Below are 15,019 nucleotides of genomic sequence, written 5' to 3'. Positions count from 1 at the left end.
CCCATATGCCGGCTTGAACTAGCAAAATGCGAAGTTGCGCGAGGCGGCCGACGACGAATGCACCGGCGGCACAGCAGGCGCGCGCAAAAACGCCTCTCACGCACTCACCGTCAGCGTCGCGGCCGGCAGCGTGCCCTGGTTGCTGTCGGCCACCAGATCCACTGCCGAGACATAGGGCGCATAGGCCGTCTCCAACGCCGCGAACTGCGTGGGGTTGAACGAACGCTGCGTGCCGCTCGCGTCAACCAGCACCAGAGTCGTGGTGCCGTTATGAAGCTGTTGTTTTTGATCAGCCAATTGGCCTCAGCCATGAGCTTCACCTGCGCCGCCAGGGTGGTGGCGTAGGTAGCGCTTAGGCCGGTGCTGGTGGCGAACGTCACCGCCACGCCGGCGGCCAGTTGCGCGGCCGCCTGCTCGGCGAGCGTCGGGCTCGGCGCGGCCTGCGCGGCAGTGAATGTCCATTCCCCGCCGGCTTGCGCCGCTTGGCACCCAACCTGCGGCGCCGGTGTGACCTCGGAAATATCGCCGGTCCACAGCAGCGGCAAGGCAACCGGGAACGCTGTGTTCGCAAGCTGCACGACCTGCGAGTTCAAAATGAGCGCATAGAGTGCCATGATCAATACTCCACAATCACGAGGCCATTCGCGCCGGCACCGCCGGTCAAGCCGCCGGGGCCGCCGGCGCCGCCGCCGCCGCCGCCAGGGAATTGCCCAGGCCCCGCGGCGGCACTGCTCTGGACGCCGCCTTGTCCGCCCTGCGGCGCGTTGCCGCCCGCGCCGCCAAGGCCGTTGCCGGTCGAGCCATTCATCATGACGATGCCGCCAAAGCCACCTTGAAAATTCACGATGCCCCCCACCGCCTGGCCGCCGGCGGTGTTTGTGGTCGCAAAGGCGGCCTGATACGCGCCGCCTGCGCCGCCCGTGACCGTGACAAACGTGCCAACGCTGGATGTCCCGCCGCTGGCGCCGGGCGATTGGGCCACGCCCCCCGCCCCGCCCTGTCCGACCGTCACCGCAATTGCCTGCCCCGGCGTCACGGTCTCGACCAGTTCCGCATAACCACCCGCGCCGCCGCCAGTGCCGGCAAAAGCAATGGTCGAGGCCGCCGATCCAGCGCCGCCGCCGCCGCCACTCCACACACGGAATTTGATTCTCGTGACACCGGCGGGAACGGTAAAAGTGCCGGAGGCAGCAAAGGCTTGCTGATGGGAGAATCCGGGCGAAAGCTGAGGCAGCGTATAGGGCGGGAACGGCGCGCTCGGATGCTGCGCAATGTTGGCGGCGGTGATCGCGGTTTGCCCGAAGGCCACGGTCACCACGAACAGCGGCACATAGCCGTTATCGGCCGCCGGCGGGGTCTGCGTGCCCGTGGCCACCGCCGCACCGGCTTTCACCGCCAGCGTCACGGTCTGGTTGCGCGTGGTGTTCTGCGCGGCGCCGCTATTGGTCGGCCCGGCGAAGGGCTGGCTTGGATTCGCGGCGTTCACATAAGGCAGCACCACGGGCGTGCCATCGGCCTCGGCAAAAGTCGCCTCGATCAGGTAAGCGATCGACTGGCCCACTGTGGTCGGCGCCGCCATGTTCAAGATTGTGGAATCGAGATTGATCCCCTGCTTGACGCAGAATTCCGTGAGATCGGCGGGCAGCTCGCCATAGGCAGTGGCGTCCACACTGGTGAATTGCGTCAGCGCACCGGCGGAAACCTGCACGCCCATGCCCGGCACCGCGAGCGCCGTGCAGGTAAAGCCCGAGGCCACCGGCGACGTGCCGAACACCGCCTGCAAAATCGCCCCGTCCGAAATCATGGCGTTACGTTGCGCATTGAGAAAGTCTGCCGATTTCGGCAGCGAACCTGGATAGGCGATGGTGCGATTCATGAAATGTCCTTGCCAGACGAAGGAAGGCTACTTTTTGTGAACAAAAAGCAGCAAAAAACTTTGCTAACTTTAGGCCCGTGCCGGTTCAACGCCTCAGGCCCAGCGTAAATAAAAGTTTTTGCGCCGCTTTTTCAAAAAGCGGCTGCTTGCTTCTCTCTAATTCGAAAGATTGACCCAGGCGATGGAACCGGCAGGCATCCAGGCGTACACAGCGGCGATCAGGAATGAATCCGTGAGCGTGGCCGCCACCATGTTGTCGTCGGTGAACGCGAGCGAGCCGTTGTTGCTGGTGTAGGGTGCCGCCCCGCTCCAGCCGCCGAGCGCATCGCCCTCGGTGCCGAGCGCGCCGGTCCAGCCGCCCAGGCTCGCCGATGCCTGCAAAGACGGCCGGACAACCGTCACGAAGAGCTGATAGGGCAGCAACAGGCTACCCCACGCGCCGGCCCCGACCGTGCCGCTGCCATCGTCCCAGGCGAACGTGCCGCCGCCTTCTGTGCCCAGCGGCCCGGCCCAGCCGCCGGTGTCACCGGTATTGGCCGGCTCGACCACGCGCGGCGCGTTGCCGGTGAGAAATTCCAGCATTTCCGTCAGCGCTGCCCTGGTGCCGCGCGGCGCGGTGATGGTCCATTGCGTCCGCGCCTTGAAGGCTGTGTCGGTCTCCTGCGGCAAGCGTATGATCGAGTCACCGAGAAAATCATGCGCCCACAGATCCACGAACCCGCCTTGCGTGGTCGCCAGCCGCGTCTGCGCGCGGGTGAAGGCGGTCAGCAGATAGATGGCGGCCAGCGCATTGGCGATGCCGGCCAGCACCATGTCCAGCACCGGCGCAGCATCGGCGAACCAGTCGGCAGGCAGCAGCCCGCGCAACCGCGCCTGAAAATCAGCCTGATCTCCGGTCGCCATTACGCCACCGTCAGGGCGCCGGCGCGCACCACCTGAAAATCGCTCGGCACCAGATCGGTCGTTCCGCCGTTCAAAGTGAGGCCGGTAATGTTGGTGATGGCGCTGCTGGAATCATAGGCCAGCTGCGCCAGGCGCGTGTAGGGCAGCTTGTTGCCGACGCCCAGGCCCCCGATATAGCCCGCCAGTGCCGCCTGCACCGCAGCCACGGCGGCGGCGTGGTTGGTATTGGGCGCCGAGGTCAGGGTCATGCTGATATTGGCCGCCAGCGGCGCCGCGGCGATCACATAGGCGTTGATCGTCGCCGCCCGCACCGCCTGCACGGCGGTGGCCACCAGGGCGATGGTGCTGGACGGCGTGGCGCCGCTGCCATCATCCACCGCCACGGTGACGGCGCCGGGCGCGAAATTGCCGCCGGCATCGGTGTTGTTGATCTGCTGCCAGGTGAGGTTTTGCGCCACGTCCGCCACGGCTGCGTCGATCGCCGCCGGCGTGCTTTTGCTCAGCGAACTGAACCACAGGCCGAAGCGCGCTTTCAGCGCCGTGTCGGTCTCCGCGTTCAAGCCGTTGGTGAAGGCGTTGGCGTTCGTCACGGTGTCGAGGCCCGGCGCGGAAGAAGCGATCAGCCCGATCGTGCCGGCCAGCACATTTCCGGTGGTCCCGGCGGCGGCGTTGGTGACGGCGACATTCAGGCTCGCCACGCCGGCCGCCAGAGTGAACCAGCCTTGCGTCGCGCCGCTCGGGTCCGCCTGAAAGGCGGCGTTGGTCGTATCGAGATCGACGGTGAAACTCTGCGTGCCGTCATTGGTCTTCACCAGTGTCCCTACCGGAATCTGCACCGGTTGCGTGGCGGTGAAGCGGCCGAACGTCACCTGGCCTGACGAAGCCACGCCGACCAGGCGCCCACCGAACAGCGGGAAGTCGGCCACGAAGCTATCGCAATCGGTGCCGGCCGCCGTGGTCAGACGCGCCATCTGCAGCACCTGCACGTTCTGCCATTGCAGCCACAGGCACAGCCCCGCCACGGCCTCGAAAATGGCGCGCAAGCTGGAGCCCACCAGCAGGTCGAGCGCCTGGCTGGCGGCGGCCTGCGCGGCGGCCGCCATGTTGTTCAACATGGTCGAGAAATTTTGCAGGGAGAGTTGCATCACTTGACCTGAAATGTGAGCGTTGAACCCGCGCCGGTCACGGCGTCGGCATATTGGATCGTCACCGCCACCGTGCCGTCATTGTTCGCGGTGGTGGTCACAATGGGGGCCGGCACCTGCGCCACCGAGGATTCACGAAAAATCTGGCCGCGGATGATGTTCTCGATCGCCGCCGCGTTGGCCGGCTGGCCGACCATCTGGCCGAGCCCGGCGCCATAGGCGAGATGCCAGATATAATCTCCGGCGTTGGTCAGCAGCCGCCGCAGCACGCGCTGTTGCGTGAGCGCATCACCGCTCACCGCCAGCAAATCGCCGGTGGCACTCAACGCAAGATCGCCGCCGAACATGTGGGAAATGTCAGCCATGCTCAGCCCTGCCCTTTTCCGGTGAGCGCCGAACCACTCGTGCCGGGCGTGTAAGGATGTTCGTGATTATCCAGGCTGATGCCCGCGCCGATCACATCGCCGCTGGCGGTGAGCGTCCCGGTCACACTCACATTGCCATTGATGTTCAGCCCGCCCGGCGCGGCGATATACACCGAACCGTCATTTTTCAGCGTCAGAAACGCCCCGCTCTTGTGCCGGAATAAAACCTCACCGGCGGCGGCCGTGCTGGGCGGCGTATCGACATCGGAGAACAGCACGCCGGCAATCACGCCCTGCTGCGCGTCGTTGCGGTCCGGCAGCACCAGCACCTGCACGCCGAGCGGCAGCGGCGCAACCAAGCCCCAGCCCGCGCCGACCCATGCGGAGAGGATCGGCAGCCAGCCGGTCAACGTGTTCTCCGGCTGGATCGTCACCTTCGCGCAATAGGTCTGCGGGTTGAAGGAGGCGACGAGCCCGAAGCGCGGCGCGCCGAACTGGCTCACCTGCCCGACCACGCCGCGCGCCTGCGCCGCCATCAACCTTTGCATGCTCATTAAATCAACGCTCCGCTCGCGCCGTCAAAAAGCGACAAAGGCGAATAATTCTTGGCCGATATGGAGGTCTCGAAGCCGCCCCGAGGCGTGACGCTGTGCGTGACCTGGGCGGAAAAATAATCGATACCGTCATAATCCGTGCCGGTGCCGGTCAGCGTGAACAATGTTTGCGGCGTCAGCGTGGCGATGCCCGGCAGGCGGGCGGTGATGGTGCGCTCATGCTGGGCGATGTCCTGCGCAAGCCGCTGCGCCGCGGCTGCGGCCTGGGCGCTCGTCAGGTTGGGAATCTCGAACACGTAAAGGGTCTTGGGTACCGCAGGATCGGAAGCTTTCAATGTCTTCGTCACGGCAGACCCCGTTACGACCGTCTTCTTGCCGGAATGCCAGGATTTCACCGTCACCTGCACGTCGCGCGCCATCGTCAAGGCGCGCTCGCAACTCAGCGTCTTGCAGTTGCTCAGCATCACGCCGTCACTGTTTTGGCCGACCCACAGCGCATAGTACGGCGGCGGCGTCCCCGGAATCTGGAAATGGAGTACATTCCCCTGCACATAGGGCACAATGCCTTCGCGCTGGCCGAGCAGGCACAACAGATCCCACTCATTCACCGCGCACGAGAATCCGCCGGCGGCCATCGTATCGTGATCGGCGCTGTAATAGCGCCCCACCAGCGTAGTGGTCGGCGTCACCTGGGCCGTCATCCCGTGCGCCTGCGCCAGCGCCGCGGCAATTTCCGAGGCCGTCAGGTTCTGATAGGTCTCGGTGATGCGCGTATCGAGAAATTGCGCGGCCATGTCGCGTCCGCGCAAGCTGATGGTACGGCGCAAAGGGTCAAGCGAGTGGCTGTCAACCTGGCCGGTGAACATCGAAACATAGCCGGTCGGGGCCAGCGCCAATTTGATTTCAATATCGATCTGTTTATTGCCCGTGTTGGCCCACCAGGCCGGCCCGTTGGCGTCCACCGGCGTGAAACCCTTGGCAATCGTGAAACTGCCCACATTATAGGCCAAAGGATCGCTCCATTGCACCGAGAGCACGCCGGTGAGCGCCGCACCGTTGGCGAGCACTTGAACGCGCAGGGCGCGGGCGATGCTCTGGCTCATTGGCTCGGCGCGCCTCCGGTGGCGTTCAGGTTGGGTTCGGGAATCAGCAGCGTGACAGGCGCCCCGCTGATCTGCGGGTCCGAAAGATTGTTCTGCTGGGCGATACGTATCCATTGCGTCGCGTCGCCGAGATACTTGGCCGCCAGCGCGTAAAGAGTGGTGCCGGTCACGGTGACTTGCTGCATGGCTCAGGCGCTCGCATTCAGTAGGTTGGTGGCGGCGCGGCCGAAATAGCCGCCGGCCACGCGGAGATTGGCGGCATCGCCGGCGGCGCCGGCCGCGCCGTTGATCACGGCGGCAACGGCCGGGATCGACGCCGCGGTGGTGGCGGCCTGGCTCACACCCAACAGATTGGTGCCGAACTGGCCGAGCAGGCCGTTCGCCGCCCCCGCGGCGGCGTTGATGGCGCCGCTGGCGGCGTTCACCGCGCCCACCGCCCCGTCATAGGCGGCGGTGCCCAGCGTGGTCGCGCCCGGCTGCGCCACCGAAGTTGATGCGGTGGTGATCGGCGTCGCGACGCCGGCCGAGAGCGACGAGAGCGCGCCCACCACGTTACCGCTGGAAACATCCGCCACAACCTGGCTGACAAGCGAGGTCAGCGTGTTCCCGGTCGGGGATGAATTATCCTCCAACACGATGCAGGTGATCTTGTACGGCACCGGGTCCACCGACCGCGTGTCGGCGGCAAACTCGGCCACGATCACCTGATAGCTGAACACATCCCAGGCCAGCGTGACGACTGAACCGCTCTTGCGGATGGAATCCAGCAGCCGCGCACGCACCGTGCGGTTCGGCCCGGTAAATTGGCCACGCCACGAAATACTGTTCTCGACCGGCCCCATCGCATCGAGGCAAAGACCGCCGCCGACCATGGTCGAGACACCGATCATCTGCTTGCCGCCCACCGGCATGGAGTCCGGCAATTCCATGCCGGTCAGCTGCATCGGCCCGATGGTCAAAATGCCGTAGCCGCCGAACATCTGCCCGGCGGCCTGCACCGCCGACAGCACCGAACCGCTGATGCTCATGCTCATGGGAGATACGATCCTGGGGCCGGCACGCCCGGCGCCGGCGGCACGAGGTTGTTGTTCATGCCTGTGGGCGCGGTCGGCATGGCGCTTTGATGCTGGGCAATCGCGCTGACCGTCGCGCTGGTCAGCATGTCATGGTTCGTCACCATCGTGGGTATCGGCTGGTCGATGATAATCCTGGCGTAAAGCGGCCGATCGGGCGTTGCACCGGGCATGGTCATGCCGTCCGCCAGCGATGGGTCTCCGGCTGGCCGGCCCCGTGCCGCCCATGGCGCGGCCGCTGCCTTGGTCGCCGTCGCGATCGCACCGATGGCGCCAAAACCGCCTGCGCCCATGCCGGCAGTGCTTGAATAGGCGGCATCTCCCGCCGCGATTTCCGTTCCACCCGATCTTTGAAGGCGGCGCCACGTGCGCTCGATCACGGTGCCGGCGTGCGCTCCAGCCTCATCCACCTTGCTTGTCTTGTGCAAAAGACGGGTGGGCATCGGGGCCCTGTCGGTCCGGCCCGTCAAGGTGCCAATACGCACAAGCCCGCCGAAATCGCGCGCGCCGGCCGCCGTTTGTTGCAACGGCGCGTGCGCTTTTGCTCCGGGTTCAACGTCGACCGCGCGCCACGGAAACGGATCCCGCAGCAATGCGATCTTCCTGACGAGGATGCCGGTGAGGAACTCATCGGCCCCGCCAGGCTTCCTGGACAGCGCCTGCGGACCGCGCAAATCTTGCATGCTGCTCGGCCCGGCCTTCGCGATCAGGCGCCCAGCCTCCGGCACGGCAATCCGGCCGGCTTGGGTGCCCCCCCGCTCCAACAGTTCGTTAGATACCGTCGGCGCCAAGGCGCGCGGCCTGCGGTTCGGCGCGTGGGCCGCTTGGATGACCGTCAGCACGGCGGCCGGCGTGAGGCCGGCAGCCGGCGCGCGCGCCGGCTGTGACGGCACAGTGCCGCCCGCTTGCCCGTCCGCCGTGCCGCTTAAGGGGCGTGCGGGGTGATGCCGGCGCCACGTGCCCGCTTCCTTGCTCGCGTGGTTCACCGCCGCCGGTGTCGGGCCGCCTCTCGTCGCCAGCGCGGCATTGACCCGATCGATGACGCCTTGCAGCGTTCCCAACCGGACAATCGTCGCGTCGGCCTGCTCATCACCGAGCAATTCAACGCCGATTTCATAAAGATCGATGTCCGGCATGGCGCGCCTTCCGGCCTGAATGATGGAAACGATAGACAGAGAGCGCCGAGGCGGGCGGCATAACGATGCCGCATCAACCCTCCGCGCTTGGCGCAATCATCCGCAGCCAGGCGCGTGCGCGCTGCGCCTCGAGCTCCCTGGCAATCATCATCACGGCCGCCCGGCGTGTCGCGCTCATGGCAAGCGCGGCCTCGATCGAGGGCGCGGCCCCGGCCATCGCCAGAAACACCGCCTCTCGCAACGTCGGGCGGCCGGCTAGTTTTTTGCCGCCACCTCACTCAACCGCGGCTCCGGTTCAGCCGGGCGCACCGCATTGAAAGCCGCCAACAGCCCGGACGCGCCAAGCCGTTCCACCCGCGCGCGCACATCATCCTGCGTCGTGGGAAAAGCCAATGCTGCGCCATCAATCTTGCGCACCTGCGCCGCCAGATATGCCGCGGCGATCCAGCCCGGAACGTCCGAATAATCGCCTGCCAGTTCGAACAGATCCAACTCCTCGACAGCGGAAAGCGGCGACGCCTCGATCGCGCGCGCGTCCGGCGCAATCACCATGTCCTGCAGCGCCTCGACGATCTTCGTCACGCCCGCCGCCCCCAAATCGCCGATCATCCCGCGTATATGCGTCCGCGAGAACGGGAACGGGTTGGGAATCCCGTTGATGCTGCGCACCGCGGCGGCCTGCAGCGCGCGGTTCCACCACACACGGTTGCCGCTCAGCTTCTGCTCGCGGCCGGTGCCGGGCGCGTCCACGCCTTCGGCCAGCTGCATCGCCTCATGCGGCTCGACCGGCCTCAGCTCCAGGACGCGGCCGTCATCCAGGGTTATGGCGATCATGCGTTGCTAAAACTCTCAGCAGCCCACTCGATTTTCTGCAACACCGAGCGGCCCGGCTCATAGCGGCCGATATCGGTGATCGTGAAGGTCACGGTGGCAAAATGCTGCGTGGTCTGCGCGCCGTTCAACTCGCAAATGGTCAGCGTGAGCGACCCGGTGGGAATCGACGCACCGGTTTGCCAGGCCTGGAACATCTGCTCGTAAAGCTGCTCGATCTGGTTGTTCACGCGGGCAAACTCGATCGTACCGGTCGGGCCCCGCATCACCACCACCGAGTTCGTCACGCCGTTCAGCGTCTGCACGTCCACCCGCTTCTGGTTCGGGTTGGTGGTGATCTGCGTCATCTCCGGCACCGTAATCGGTCCGTAAGGGCCGATCATGGTCGCACGGACATTTTCACCAATGGTAAATTGCGGCATGGATCAGTTCTCCCCTTACGATGCCGAGCCGGCGCCGGACGAAGACGAGATCGTCACCGTCTGCCCGCCCTCGACATTGACGATGAATTTCTCATTGATCGCCTGATACTGGATCTGCACGTCCGCCTGCACGTAGCCCAGGGCCGTGCGGGCCGCGGGATTGTTGCTGGCGTCGCACACCACCGAGAACGGCGCCGATCCATCGGTGCTGCCGAGCAGACCCTGGCTGAGCATCCCGCTCAGGAAATTCAGCAACGTCGCCTTGATGTTCAGGAACATCTGCGCGTTCACGACCTGGCCGACATAAATGCCCATGCCGGCCTGTAAGGTCGCCGCGATGTAATCCGTCAGGCGCGTGTAATTGTCACCGTTCATGGCGGCGCTGGAGGAGGTGTTGAAGCCGCCGCGCACGCCGAAATAAGCGCCGCCCGGCTGCGGGTTGGCGATCACGTCCAGCCCGTTCTGGAACAGCACGGAAAGATCAGCGCTGGCATAGGCGCTCTGCTGGCCGGTGCCGGGCACGCCAGATTTCTGCGTGCCGACCACACCGTAAAGCGGCTTGTTGAGCGAGGATTGCTCCGGCGAAAGGTTGGCGAGGCGCCCCGCCACGAAGGCTTGCGGCGAAACCAGGCGCAGCACGTTGTTGGCGGTGTCCTGCCAATAGACCCAATCGCCGAACATCAGCTTCGCCCAGGGCGAGTCCACGCCGGCCGTTTGCTTGTTGGTCACCGCGTCGGTGATGCCCGTGGCGCTGAGCGCCTCGCCCGGCGGATCCGTCATCATGATGTAAAGCCCTTCGGCCACCGCGAACGCGATCTGCGTGGCCCACGTGGTGGATGTCGTCACATCCGCCAGCATGGCGACACCGCATCCCTGCCCCTGCAGCGCATACATGCCGCTGTAAGGCGGAGTGTCCACGCCCAGCATCAGCGTGTCGGTCATGCTCGCCACACCATCGGTGCCGCCGGCAAACGCGTAGGCGGCGGCAATGGCGCCCGAGGTTCCGGTCGCGCTCGCGGTCACGATCTGCGACGGGCCGCGCAGCGCGCTGCAGCCGTTATTGATCGCGTTCGCCATGTTCGCCCACACTGTCGTGCCGGTGCCGGGAATATTGTCGAACACTTCCGGCGTGAAGCCGGGAATGGAGATGGTGATGCGCCAGCTGCTCGTCTTCGATCCGGCGGAGATCGTCGCCACGATGTTGTTGCCGAGCGTGCCGGTATATTTCGCCGTCAGCGTCAACGCGGAAAGGATCGTCGCGGCGGCCCTGGTATCGGTGCCATCGGAAGCGCGCACGCAGCGGAAATTCTGCGCGCCCTGCTGCACGGCAATCGCCGTGGCGGTGCCCATGTCATAAGTGCGCGGCATCACCGGGCCGAAGGAAGCGGCATAATCCGCCATGTCGCCGATCACGGTGGGAACGCCGACCGGACCCCATGTGGCCGTGCCGACAACGCCCAAAACATCGGTCGGCACGCCGTTCAGTTGCGTGACGGAAGGCGGGACGATCACGACGTAAAGATCAGGCACGATCAGCGCCGTCGTGTTGAGCGTGCCACTTTGAACAATCGGCATGAGCAAATTCCCTATTGGCAAGGAAGGATAAAAGCGGGCTCCGCCGGGGCCGAAAGGCCCCGGACCCCGAAAATTTTGCGGTCAGGTAATCGTAATCGGCGAGAGCACGGCACCGCCCTGCATGGCGCCGTTCGCGGATTTGAGCCAGACGGACAGATAATATGTTCCGGCAACGTTAGGGACGGCGGCAAACACGGCGACGGCCGACCCGCTATTGATCAGGCTGGCGGTATTACCGCTGCTGCCATAGGTCACGCCGCTTTCGCCGCTGGCGGGAATGGTAGTGGGCGCGGTCGTGGTCCAAAAGATATGCGCGGTGTCGCCGCTAGCGGTGTCGGCGGGAGACAGCGTGAATTGCAGGGGAATCGAGCTGGCAGGCGTCCCGCCCGCGGCCGCGCCGTTGGTCGCCGACGAATAGGTCGCCGCCGGTGCATCCGCCGGATTGATGCCCCACGTGTAAGTCGCCCCGTACGTGTTTGTGATGGTCGGCGCGCCACCGCTCACGCTAACCGTAAGGGCGGCGGAAATAACCCGCACGCCGGTGCTGCCGGCTTGCTCAGCCCACACATAGTAGGTGCCGGCGGCGCTTGGACTGAGGCTGGCGCTCCATGTGCCGCCCGTCACCGTCGCCGCCACCCATGCGGCGGGCGCCATTGTCGCGGAAGTCGAGAGCCCCACCTGCACCGCGCTGTCATCCGGCGTCACGGTGCCGGCAATCGCCAACGTGGTCCCGGCCGTTCCGGTGGTCGGCACGCTGGTCAGGGCAATCGCGCCCCCCACCGCCGCGGCCGCAAGCGCCTCGATGGCAGCGAAAGAGAACTGCGTCGCGCCGGGCTCGTTCACCGGCGGCCTAGGTGCAAAAACCATGGTGATTCCTTGAACTTCAGAAAAATGCGGTCACGCCGGAGAGAGCGCGATCCCGAACCGGGCGTTGGCCGAAGCCCCGCTCCCCGTCATCGAAACGGGCGAACCCAACGGCATATTCATACGCCAGCCGGCCCCGAGAAGCTGATTCAAGTCATAATCCGCCGGCACCGCGATCTGCCCGAAATTATCGGTCACCGCGCAACCGCGGCCGATTTCGGTGAGCGGCTGGTCCGCCCACATCTCGTCCGGCCAGGGATAGAACAGGCGACAGGCACTCGCTTGGTTGGTGGGCGCGCTCGCCAAAGTGAGCTGCAGATGCGTCGCATCCAGCCTGGTGCAAGCAACCGCCCGGATCATCGTCCCGGGGGCCGTGACGCTGCCGCCATCCATAACGCTGAAACCCACGCCCTGGGCCGGCAGTGGCGCGTCAGCGCCATTCGGCGGGGCGAAGGCCGGAACCAGCAGATCGGTGCCGCCATCATGCTGGATGGTAAGCACCACACGTGCGCCCGAAAGCGTGGCCGCGACAATCCGCGGTCCCGTCCCAGCACCGAGCGCTGCCGGCAACAAAGAAGCCGCCAAACCGTTGCTGGCGAGGATCGCGCGCGCCATCGCCAGCGCCCCGCGGCGATAGAACGCCACATTATCCGCCGCGTCCCGATGGCCGGGATTGGGCAGGCCCAATGTCTCGACGCCGGTTGCCGCATTCCAGTTATTGCCGCGCGTGATGGAATCGTAAGTCTGCGGCACGGCCCACACCAGATTGTTCGCCGGATCAGCGGCCAGCTCCACCCAGGCTTCCCGCACCATCGCCGCTCCCGTCGGCGTACCGTAAGGCGGCCCAAACACCCCGAACGGCATTGCCGCCGCGCTTTTCCCGAACGCCGCGCGGATCTGCCCGATATCGTTCAACAACGCCGCCTTGTAGACAGGCTTGTCTGCGTATCCGAGACCGCCATTGCCGCTGAACGCGGTGAGCGCGCTGTCGGTCTCGCCCCAATACAGAATGCCGGCCAGCGTCGCCGCACGTGCCGCCGGCGCTAACGCCGCGATCATGCCCAGCATCGCCGTCCCGTCAGCGCCATAAGCGGCGGCGCTGGCCGCCGCCGCTGTATCTCCGCCATAGGTGAGAAACGAGCCATAGCCGGCAACGCCTGCATAAACGCCCGCGCCGCTCACATCCGAGGCAGAGTTTGAGACGCCTGCCGGCGTCCCGGCGGCGTCGAGATAGGTCGCAATGGCTTGCGCCATGGCCAGCAGCGCCCCGTCCTGATCATTGGCATAAGCAGCATTGCTCTGGCCGTGGCCGAACAGCGCCAGGTTCGCGAGCCCGCTTGCCACCCCGCCGTGGGGCGCATTCGCCGCCATCAGCGCCAGGCCGGGGCGCGCCAGCAGCAACCGCCCCGCCGTGATGATCTGCCCCATCACAGCGCCACCACCACGGTCGGGGCAGCGCCATAGGCATAAATGCGTGCAACGCCACCGGCCGCGATCTGCATGGCGCCGGTGTTGGAAACCATGCCGGACAATGTCACCGCCGCTCCGGAGGCATTGATGACCGTGCAGGCGAAACCGTCGCCCAACGAGGCCAATAACGGCGATAACGTAACGCCCGACGCCGCCACCACCAGAATGCGCCGATTATGAGACGCGGTTTCCAGCGCGACCGAAGCCGTGACAGAAACCGATGGCACTAGAAATCCCGGCAATTGCGCGGCGAGCCATTCCGCAATGGCGCTGAAAGGCTGCGCCAGAATGGCTTTGCCGCTCTGCGCCACCAAAGCGGTGTCGCTGGCCGCTGGCGGTGCCGCTTCCGGCAACTCATCCGGCGTCTCCCCCGCGGCGCTCCCGCCCAGTAGGCTCGCCACCACCGCGGTGGGAATGGGCAAGGCAGCCACGGTCTGCAACGCGGGAGAGGCTACCAGCACGGCCCCGCTCACAGCCTGCACGCCGGTGATGGGGTCATAAGCCCACACATACCACGTGCCGGCTGCCACGGGCGTCAGGTTCGCCGCAAACACGCCATGCGCGGTAGCCGCACTCGTCCAGGCGCCGGTCGGCAGGGTGGTGGCGCTGGTCGAAAGCTGCACCTGCACCATGTCGCCCGCCGGCGACACCGTGCCGGTCACTGCCAGCACCGCACCGACCATGCCGGCCCCATTGGCTGAAACCGTAACAGAATTGGTCATGAGAAGCTTCCCAGCATCGCACCTGAAAGATCGCCGATCACGTTGCCATCCCCATCCGTCAGAACGCCGCCCATGGCAGGCCCGTCGCCGGCCCAGAAAATCCGCCCGGCGCCCGTACCCACCAGCAGCAGCGGCGCCAGCGCGGCGGCTTGCGTCTGCAGCACGCCCTCGTCGAACAGGCAGCGGAACGAAAGCCAGCGGCGCCACACATCGTCGCGCCTGGGCGTATCGTCGTCGCGTTCATCTTCGGCGAGAATCCGGGCGCTGGTGCCATCGGCCAGGCCGATGAAGCGCGTCAGATTTCCTTCCGGCGTCAGCAGCGATTTCAACCCGGCAACGAGGCGCCCGAGCGCAGCGCGCTTCAAATAGCCATTCTCCCCCGGCCCGGCGGTCGCCAGAATGGTCACGGAAATCACCGTCTCCTGCTGGCCGGTGGCATAGAAAACGACCTGATCCGCCACCACCCGTGCCGCCGCGCCTAGCCCGCAGGCCAGCGCCGCGCCCGCCGCGCTCGCGCCGGGAATCATCGCCGCAAAGGCCGCCGCCACACGCGCGGGCGTATCGGCGGCACAAAGGCGGCGCGCATAACAAACCTTGTCCACGGTCACCCCCACCACCATGCCCGGCCCCGCCGTACCGCCGAACACCACGCCGGGGCCGCCGGTCGCAGCCGTGAAGGTCGGCGCGGCGCGGGTCACTTGTTGCCAGTGCGGGAGGAACTGCGTGGCATTGCGGGTCGTACCCTGAATCCGCATGACGCCGACATTGCTGATATTCGCAGCGATGTCTTCCTCAAGCTCGCTGCTGCTCGGTTCGCCGATATAAAGCCGCGTCTGCATCGTCAGCAGCGGCGCGCCGGGCGCCCCGAGCCACGGCGCGGCGCAACGCCCCACCTCCCCGAACTGATATTGCGCGCCCGGATACAGCAACCCCGCCAAGGCGTTGCATACGCCCTGCTCCACATCGTCGATGGTCGCCAT

At 66.0% G+C, this 15,019-nt stretch carries 18 protein-coding genes; all 18 read right to left on the bottom strand.

Features of this window, described 5'->3' with window-relative positions:
- Positions 1–96: 96 nt before the first annotated feature.
- Positions 97–297: a hypothetical protein gene (locus VNC39_RS07730; RefSeq protein ID WP_325397821.1), complete on the bottom strand. Its 201-nt coding sequence runs from the start codon at positions 295–297 to the stop codon at positions 97–99.
- A 319-nt stretch (positions 298–616) separates the two neighbouring features.
- On the bottom strand, positions 617–1,876 hold the full coding sequence (locus tag VNC39_RS07725) for a hypothetical protein (protein ID WP_325397819.1): 1,260 nt from the start codon (positions 1,874–1,876) through the stop codon (positions 617–619).
- A gap of 156 nt (positions 1,877–2,032) precedes the next feature.
- Positions 2,033–2,779, bottom strand: a complete 747-nt coding sequence (locus VNC39_RS07720) for a hypothetical protein (protein ID WP_325397817.1) — start codon at positions 2,777–2,779, stop codon at positions 2,033–2,035.
- A complete protein-coding gene (locus tag VNC39_RS07715; protein ID WP_325397815.1) occupies positions 2,779–3,924 on the bottom strand; it encodes a baseplate J/gp47 family protein in 1,146 nt (381 codons plus the stop codon). Before VNC39_RS07715 ends, VNC39_RS07720 begins: the two co-directional genes overlap by 1 nt.
- The gene (locus tag VNC39_RS07710) at positions 3,924–4,289 is read right to left on the bottom strand and encodes a hypothetical protein (protein WP_325397813.1); all 366 of its coding nucleotides are present in this window, start codon (positions 4,287–4,289) and stop codon (positions 3,924–3,926) included. Before VNC39_RS07710 ends, VNC39_RS07715 begins: the two co-directional genes overlap by 1 nt.
- Before the next feature lie 2 nt (positions 4,290–4,291).
- Entirely contained in the window at positions 4,292–4,843 is a 552-nt protein-coding gene (locus VNC39_RS07705) for a baseplate assembly protein (RefSeq protein WP_325397811.1), read from the bottom strand.
- Complete coding sequence (locus VNC39_RS07700; RefSeq protein ID WP_325397809.1) at positions 4,843–5,946, bottom strand: hypothetical protein; 1,104 nt, start codon at positions 5,944–5,946, stop codon at positions 4,843–4,845. Before VNC39_RS07700 ends, VNC39_RS07705 begins: the two co-directional genes overlap by 1 nt.
- Positions 5,943–6,131 carry a hypothetical protein gene (locus VNC39_RS07695; protein ID WP_325397807.1) on the bottom strand — a complete coding sequence of 63 codons (189 nt, stop codon included), beginning with the start codon at positions 6,129–6,131 and terminating at the stop codon, positions 5,943–5,945. Before VNC39_RS07695 ends, VNC39_RS07700 begins: the two co-directional genes overlap by 4 nt.
- A 3-nt stretch (positions 6,132–6,134) precedes the next feature.
- On the bottom strand, positions 6,135–6,980 hold the full coding sequence (locus VNC39_RS07690) for a hypothetical protein (protein WP_325397805.1): 846 nt from the start codon (positions 6,978–6,980) through the stop codon (positions 6,135–6,137).
- Entirely contained in the window at positions 6,977–8,155 is a 1,179-nt protein-coding gene (locus VNC39_RS07685) for a hypothetical protein (protein WP_325397803.1), read from the bottom strand. Before VNC39_RS07685 ends, VNC39_RS07690 begins: the two co-directional genes overlap by 4 nt.
- A 73-nt stretch (positions 8,156–8,228) precedes the next feature.
- Complete coding sequence (locus tag VNC39_RS07680; protein WP_325397801.1) at positions 8,229–8,396, bottom strand: hypothetical protein; 168 nt, start codon at positions 8,394–8,396, stop codon at positions 8,229–8,231.
- 14 nt (positions 8,397–8,410) lie between these two features.
- Positions 8,411–8,989, bottom strand: a complete 579-nt coding sequence (locus tag VNC39_RS07675) for a hypothetical protein (RefSeq protein WP_325397799.1) — start codon at positions 8,987–8,989, stop codon at positions 8,411–8,413.
- Positions 8,986–9,408, bottom strand: coding sequence for a hypothetical protein (locus VNC39_RS07670; protein ID WP_325397797.1), 423 nt, complete (start codon positions 9,406–9,408; stop codon positions 8,986–8,988). The genes VNC39_RS07675 and VNC39_RS07670 overlap by 4 nt, the downstream gene beginning before the upstream one ends.
- Before the next feature lie 15 nt (positions 9,409–9,423).
- Positions 9,424–10,983: a phage tail protein gene (locus VNC39_RS07665; protein WP_325397795.1), complete on the bottom strand. Its 1,560-nt coding sequence runs from the start codon at positions 10,981–10,983 to the stop codon at positions 9,424–9,426.
- A gap of 81 nt (positions 10,984–11,064) precedes the next feature.
- A complete protein-coding gene (locus tag VNC39_RS07660; RefSeq protein WP_325397793.1) occupies positions 11,065–11,850 on the bottom strand; it encodes a hypothetical protein in 786 nt (261 codons plus the stop codon).
- Positions 11,851–11,880: 30 nt separating this feature from the next.
- Positions 11,881–13,275, bottom strand: a complete 1,395-nt coding sequence (locus VNC39_RS07655) for a hypothetical protein (RefSeq protein WP_325397791.1) — start codon at positions 13,273–13,275, stop codon at positions 11,881–11,883.
- The gene (locus VNC39_RS07650) at positions 13,275–14,039 is read right to left on the bottom strand and encodes a hypothetical protein (protein WP_325397789.1); all 765 of its coding nucleotides are present in this window, start codon (positions 14,037–14,039) and stop codon (positions 13,275–13,277) included. Before VNC39_RS07650 ends, VNC39_RS07655 begins: the two co-directional genes overlap by 1 nt.
- Positions 14,036–15,019: a hypothetical protein gene (locus VNC39_RS07645; RefSeq protein ID WP_325397787.1), complete on the bottom strand. Its 984-nt coding sequence runs from the start codon at positions 15,017–15,019 to the stop codon at positions 14,036–14,038. Before VNC39_RS07645 ends, VNC39_RS07650 begins: the two co-directional genes overlap by 4 nt.

The organism is Acidocella sp., from assembly GCF_035535915.1.
GTDB lineage: Bacteria > Pseudomonadota > Alphaproteobacteria > Acetobacterales > Acetobacteraceae > Acidocella.
This window is presented reverse-complemented; position numbering and strand designations above follow the sequence as displayed.

Bases quoted from the DNA above. Each gene is read 5' to 3' on its own strand.
- VNC39_RS07705 (WP_325397811.1), bottom strand. From the start codon at position 4,843: ATGAGCATGCAAAGGTTGATGGCGGCGCAGGCGCGCGGCGTGGTCGGG.
- VNC39_RS07720 (WP_325397817.1), bottom strand. From the start codon at position 2,779: ATGGCGACCGGAGATCAGGCTGATTTTCAGGCGCGGTTGCGCGGGCTG.
- VNC39_RS07725 (WP_325397819.1), bottom strand. From the start codon at position 1,876: ATGAATCGCACCATCGCCTATCCAGGTTCGCTGCCGAAATCGGCAGAC.
- VNC39_RS07685 (WP_325397803.1), bottom strand. From the start codon at position 8,155: ATGCCGGACATCGATCTTTATGAAATCGGCGTTGAATTGCTCGGTGAT.
- VNC39_RS07675 (WP_325397799.1), bottom strand. From the start codon at position 8,989: ATGATCGCCATAACCCTGGATGACGGCCGCGTCCTGGAGCTGAGGCCG.
- VNC39_RS07670 (WP_325397797.1), bottom strand. From the start codon at position 9,408: ATGCCGCAATTTACCATTGGTGAAAATGTCCGTGCGACCATGATCGGC.
- VNC39_RS07645 (WP_325397787.1), bottom strand. From the start codon at position 15,019: ATGGCGACCATCGACGATGTGGAGCAGGGCGTATGCAACGCCTTGGCG.
- VNC39_RS07660 (WP_325397793.1), bottom strand. From the start codon at position 11,850: ATGGTTTTTGCACCTAGGCCGCCGGTGAACGAGCCCGGCGCGACGCAG.
- VNC39_RS07655 (WP_325397791.1), bottom strand. From the start codon at position 13,275: ATGGGGCAGATCATCACGGCGGGGCGGTTGCTGCTGGCGCGCCCCGGC.
- VNC39_RS07715 (WP_325397815.1), bottom strand. From the start codon at position 3,924: ATGCAACTCTCCCTGCAAAATTTCTCGACCATGTTGAACAACATGGCG.
- VNC39_RS07650 (WP_325397789.1), bottom strand. From the start codon at position 14,039: ATGACCAATTCTGTTACGGTTTCAGCCAATGGGGCCGGCATGGTCGGT.
- VNC39_RS07665 (WP_325397795.1), bottom strand. From the start codon at position 10,983: ATGCCGATTGTTCAAAGTGGCACGCTCAACACGACGGCGCTGATCGTG.
- VNC39_RS07690 (WP_325397805.1), bottom strand. From the start codon at position 6,980: ATGAGCATGAGCATCAGCGGTTCGGTGCTGTCGGCGGTGCAGGCCGCC.
- VNC39_RS07700 (WP_325397809.1), bottom strand. From the start codon at position 5,946: ATGAGCCAGAGCATCGCCCGCGCCCTGCGCGTTCAAGTGCTCGCCAAC.
- VNC39_RS07695 (WP_325397807.1), bottom strand. From the start codon at position 6,131: ATGCAGCAAGTCACCGTGACCGGCACCACTCTTTACGCGCTGGCGGCC.
- VNC39_RS07710 (WP_325397813.1), bottom strand. From the start codon at position 4,289: ATGGCTGACATTTCCCACATGTTCGGCGGCGATCTTGCGTTGAGTGCC.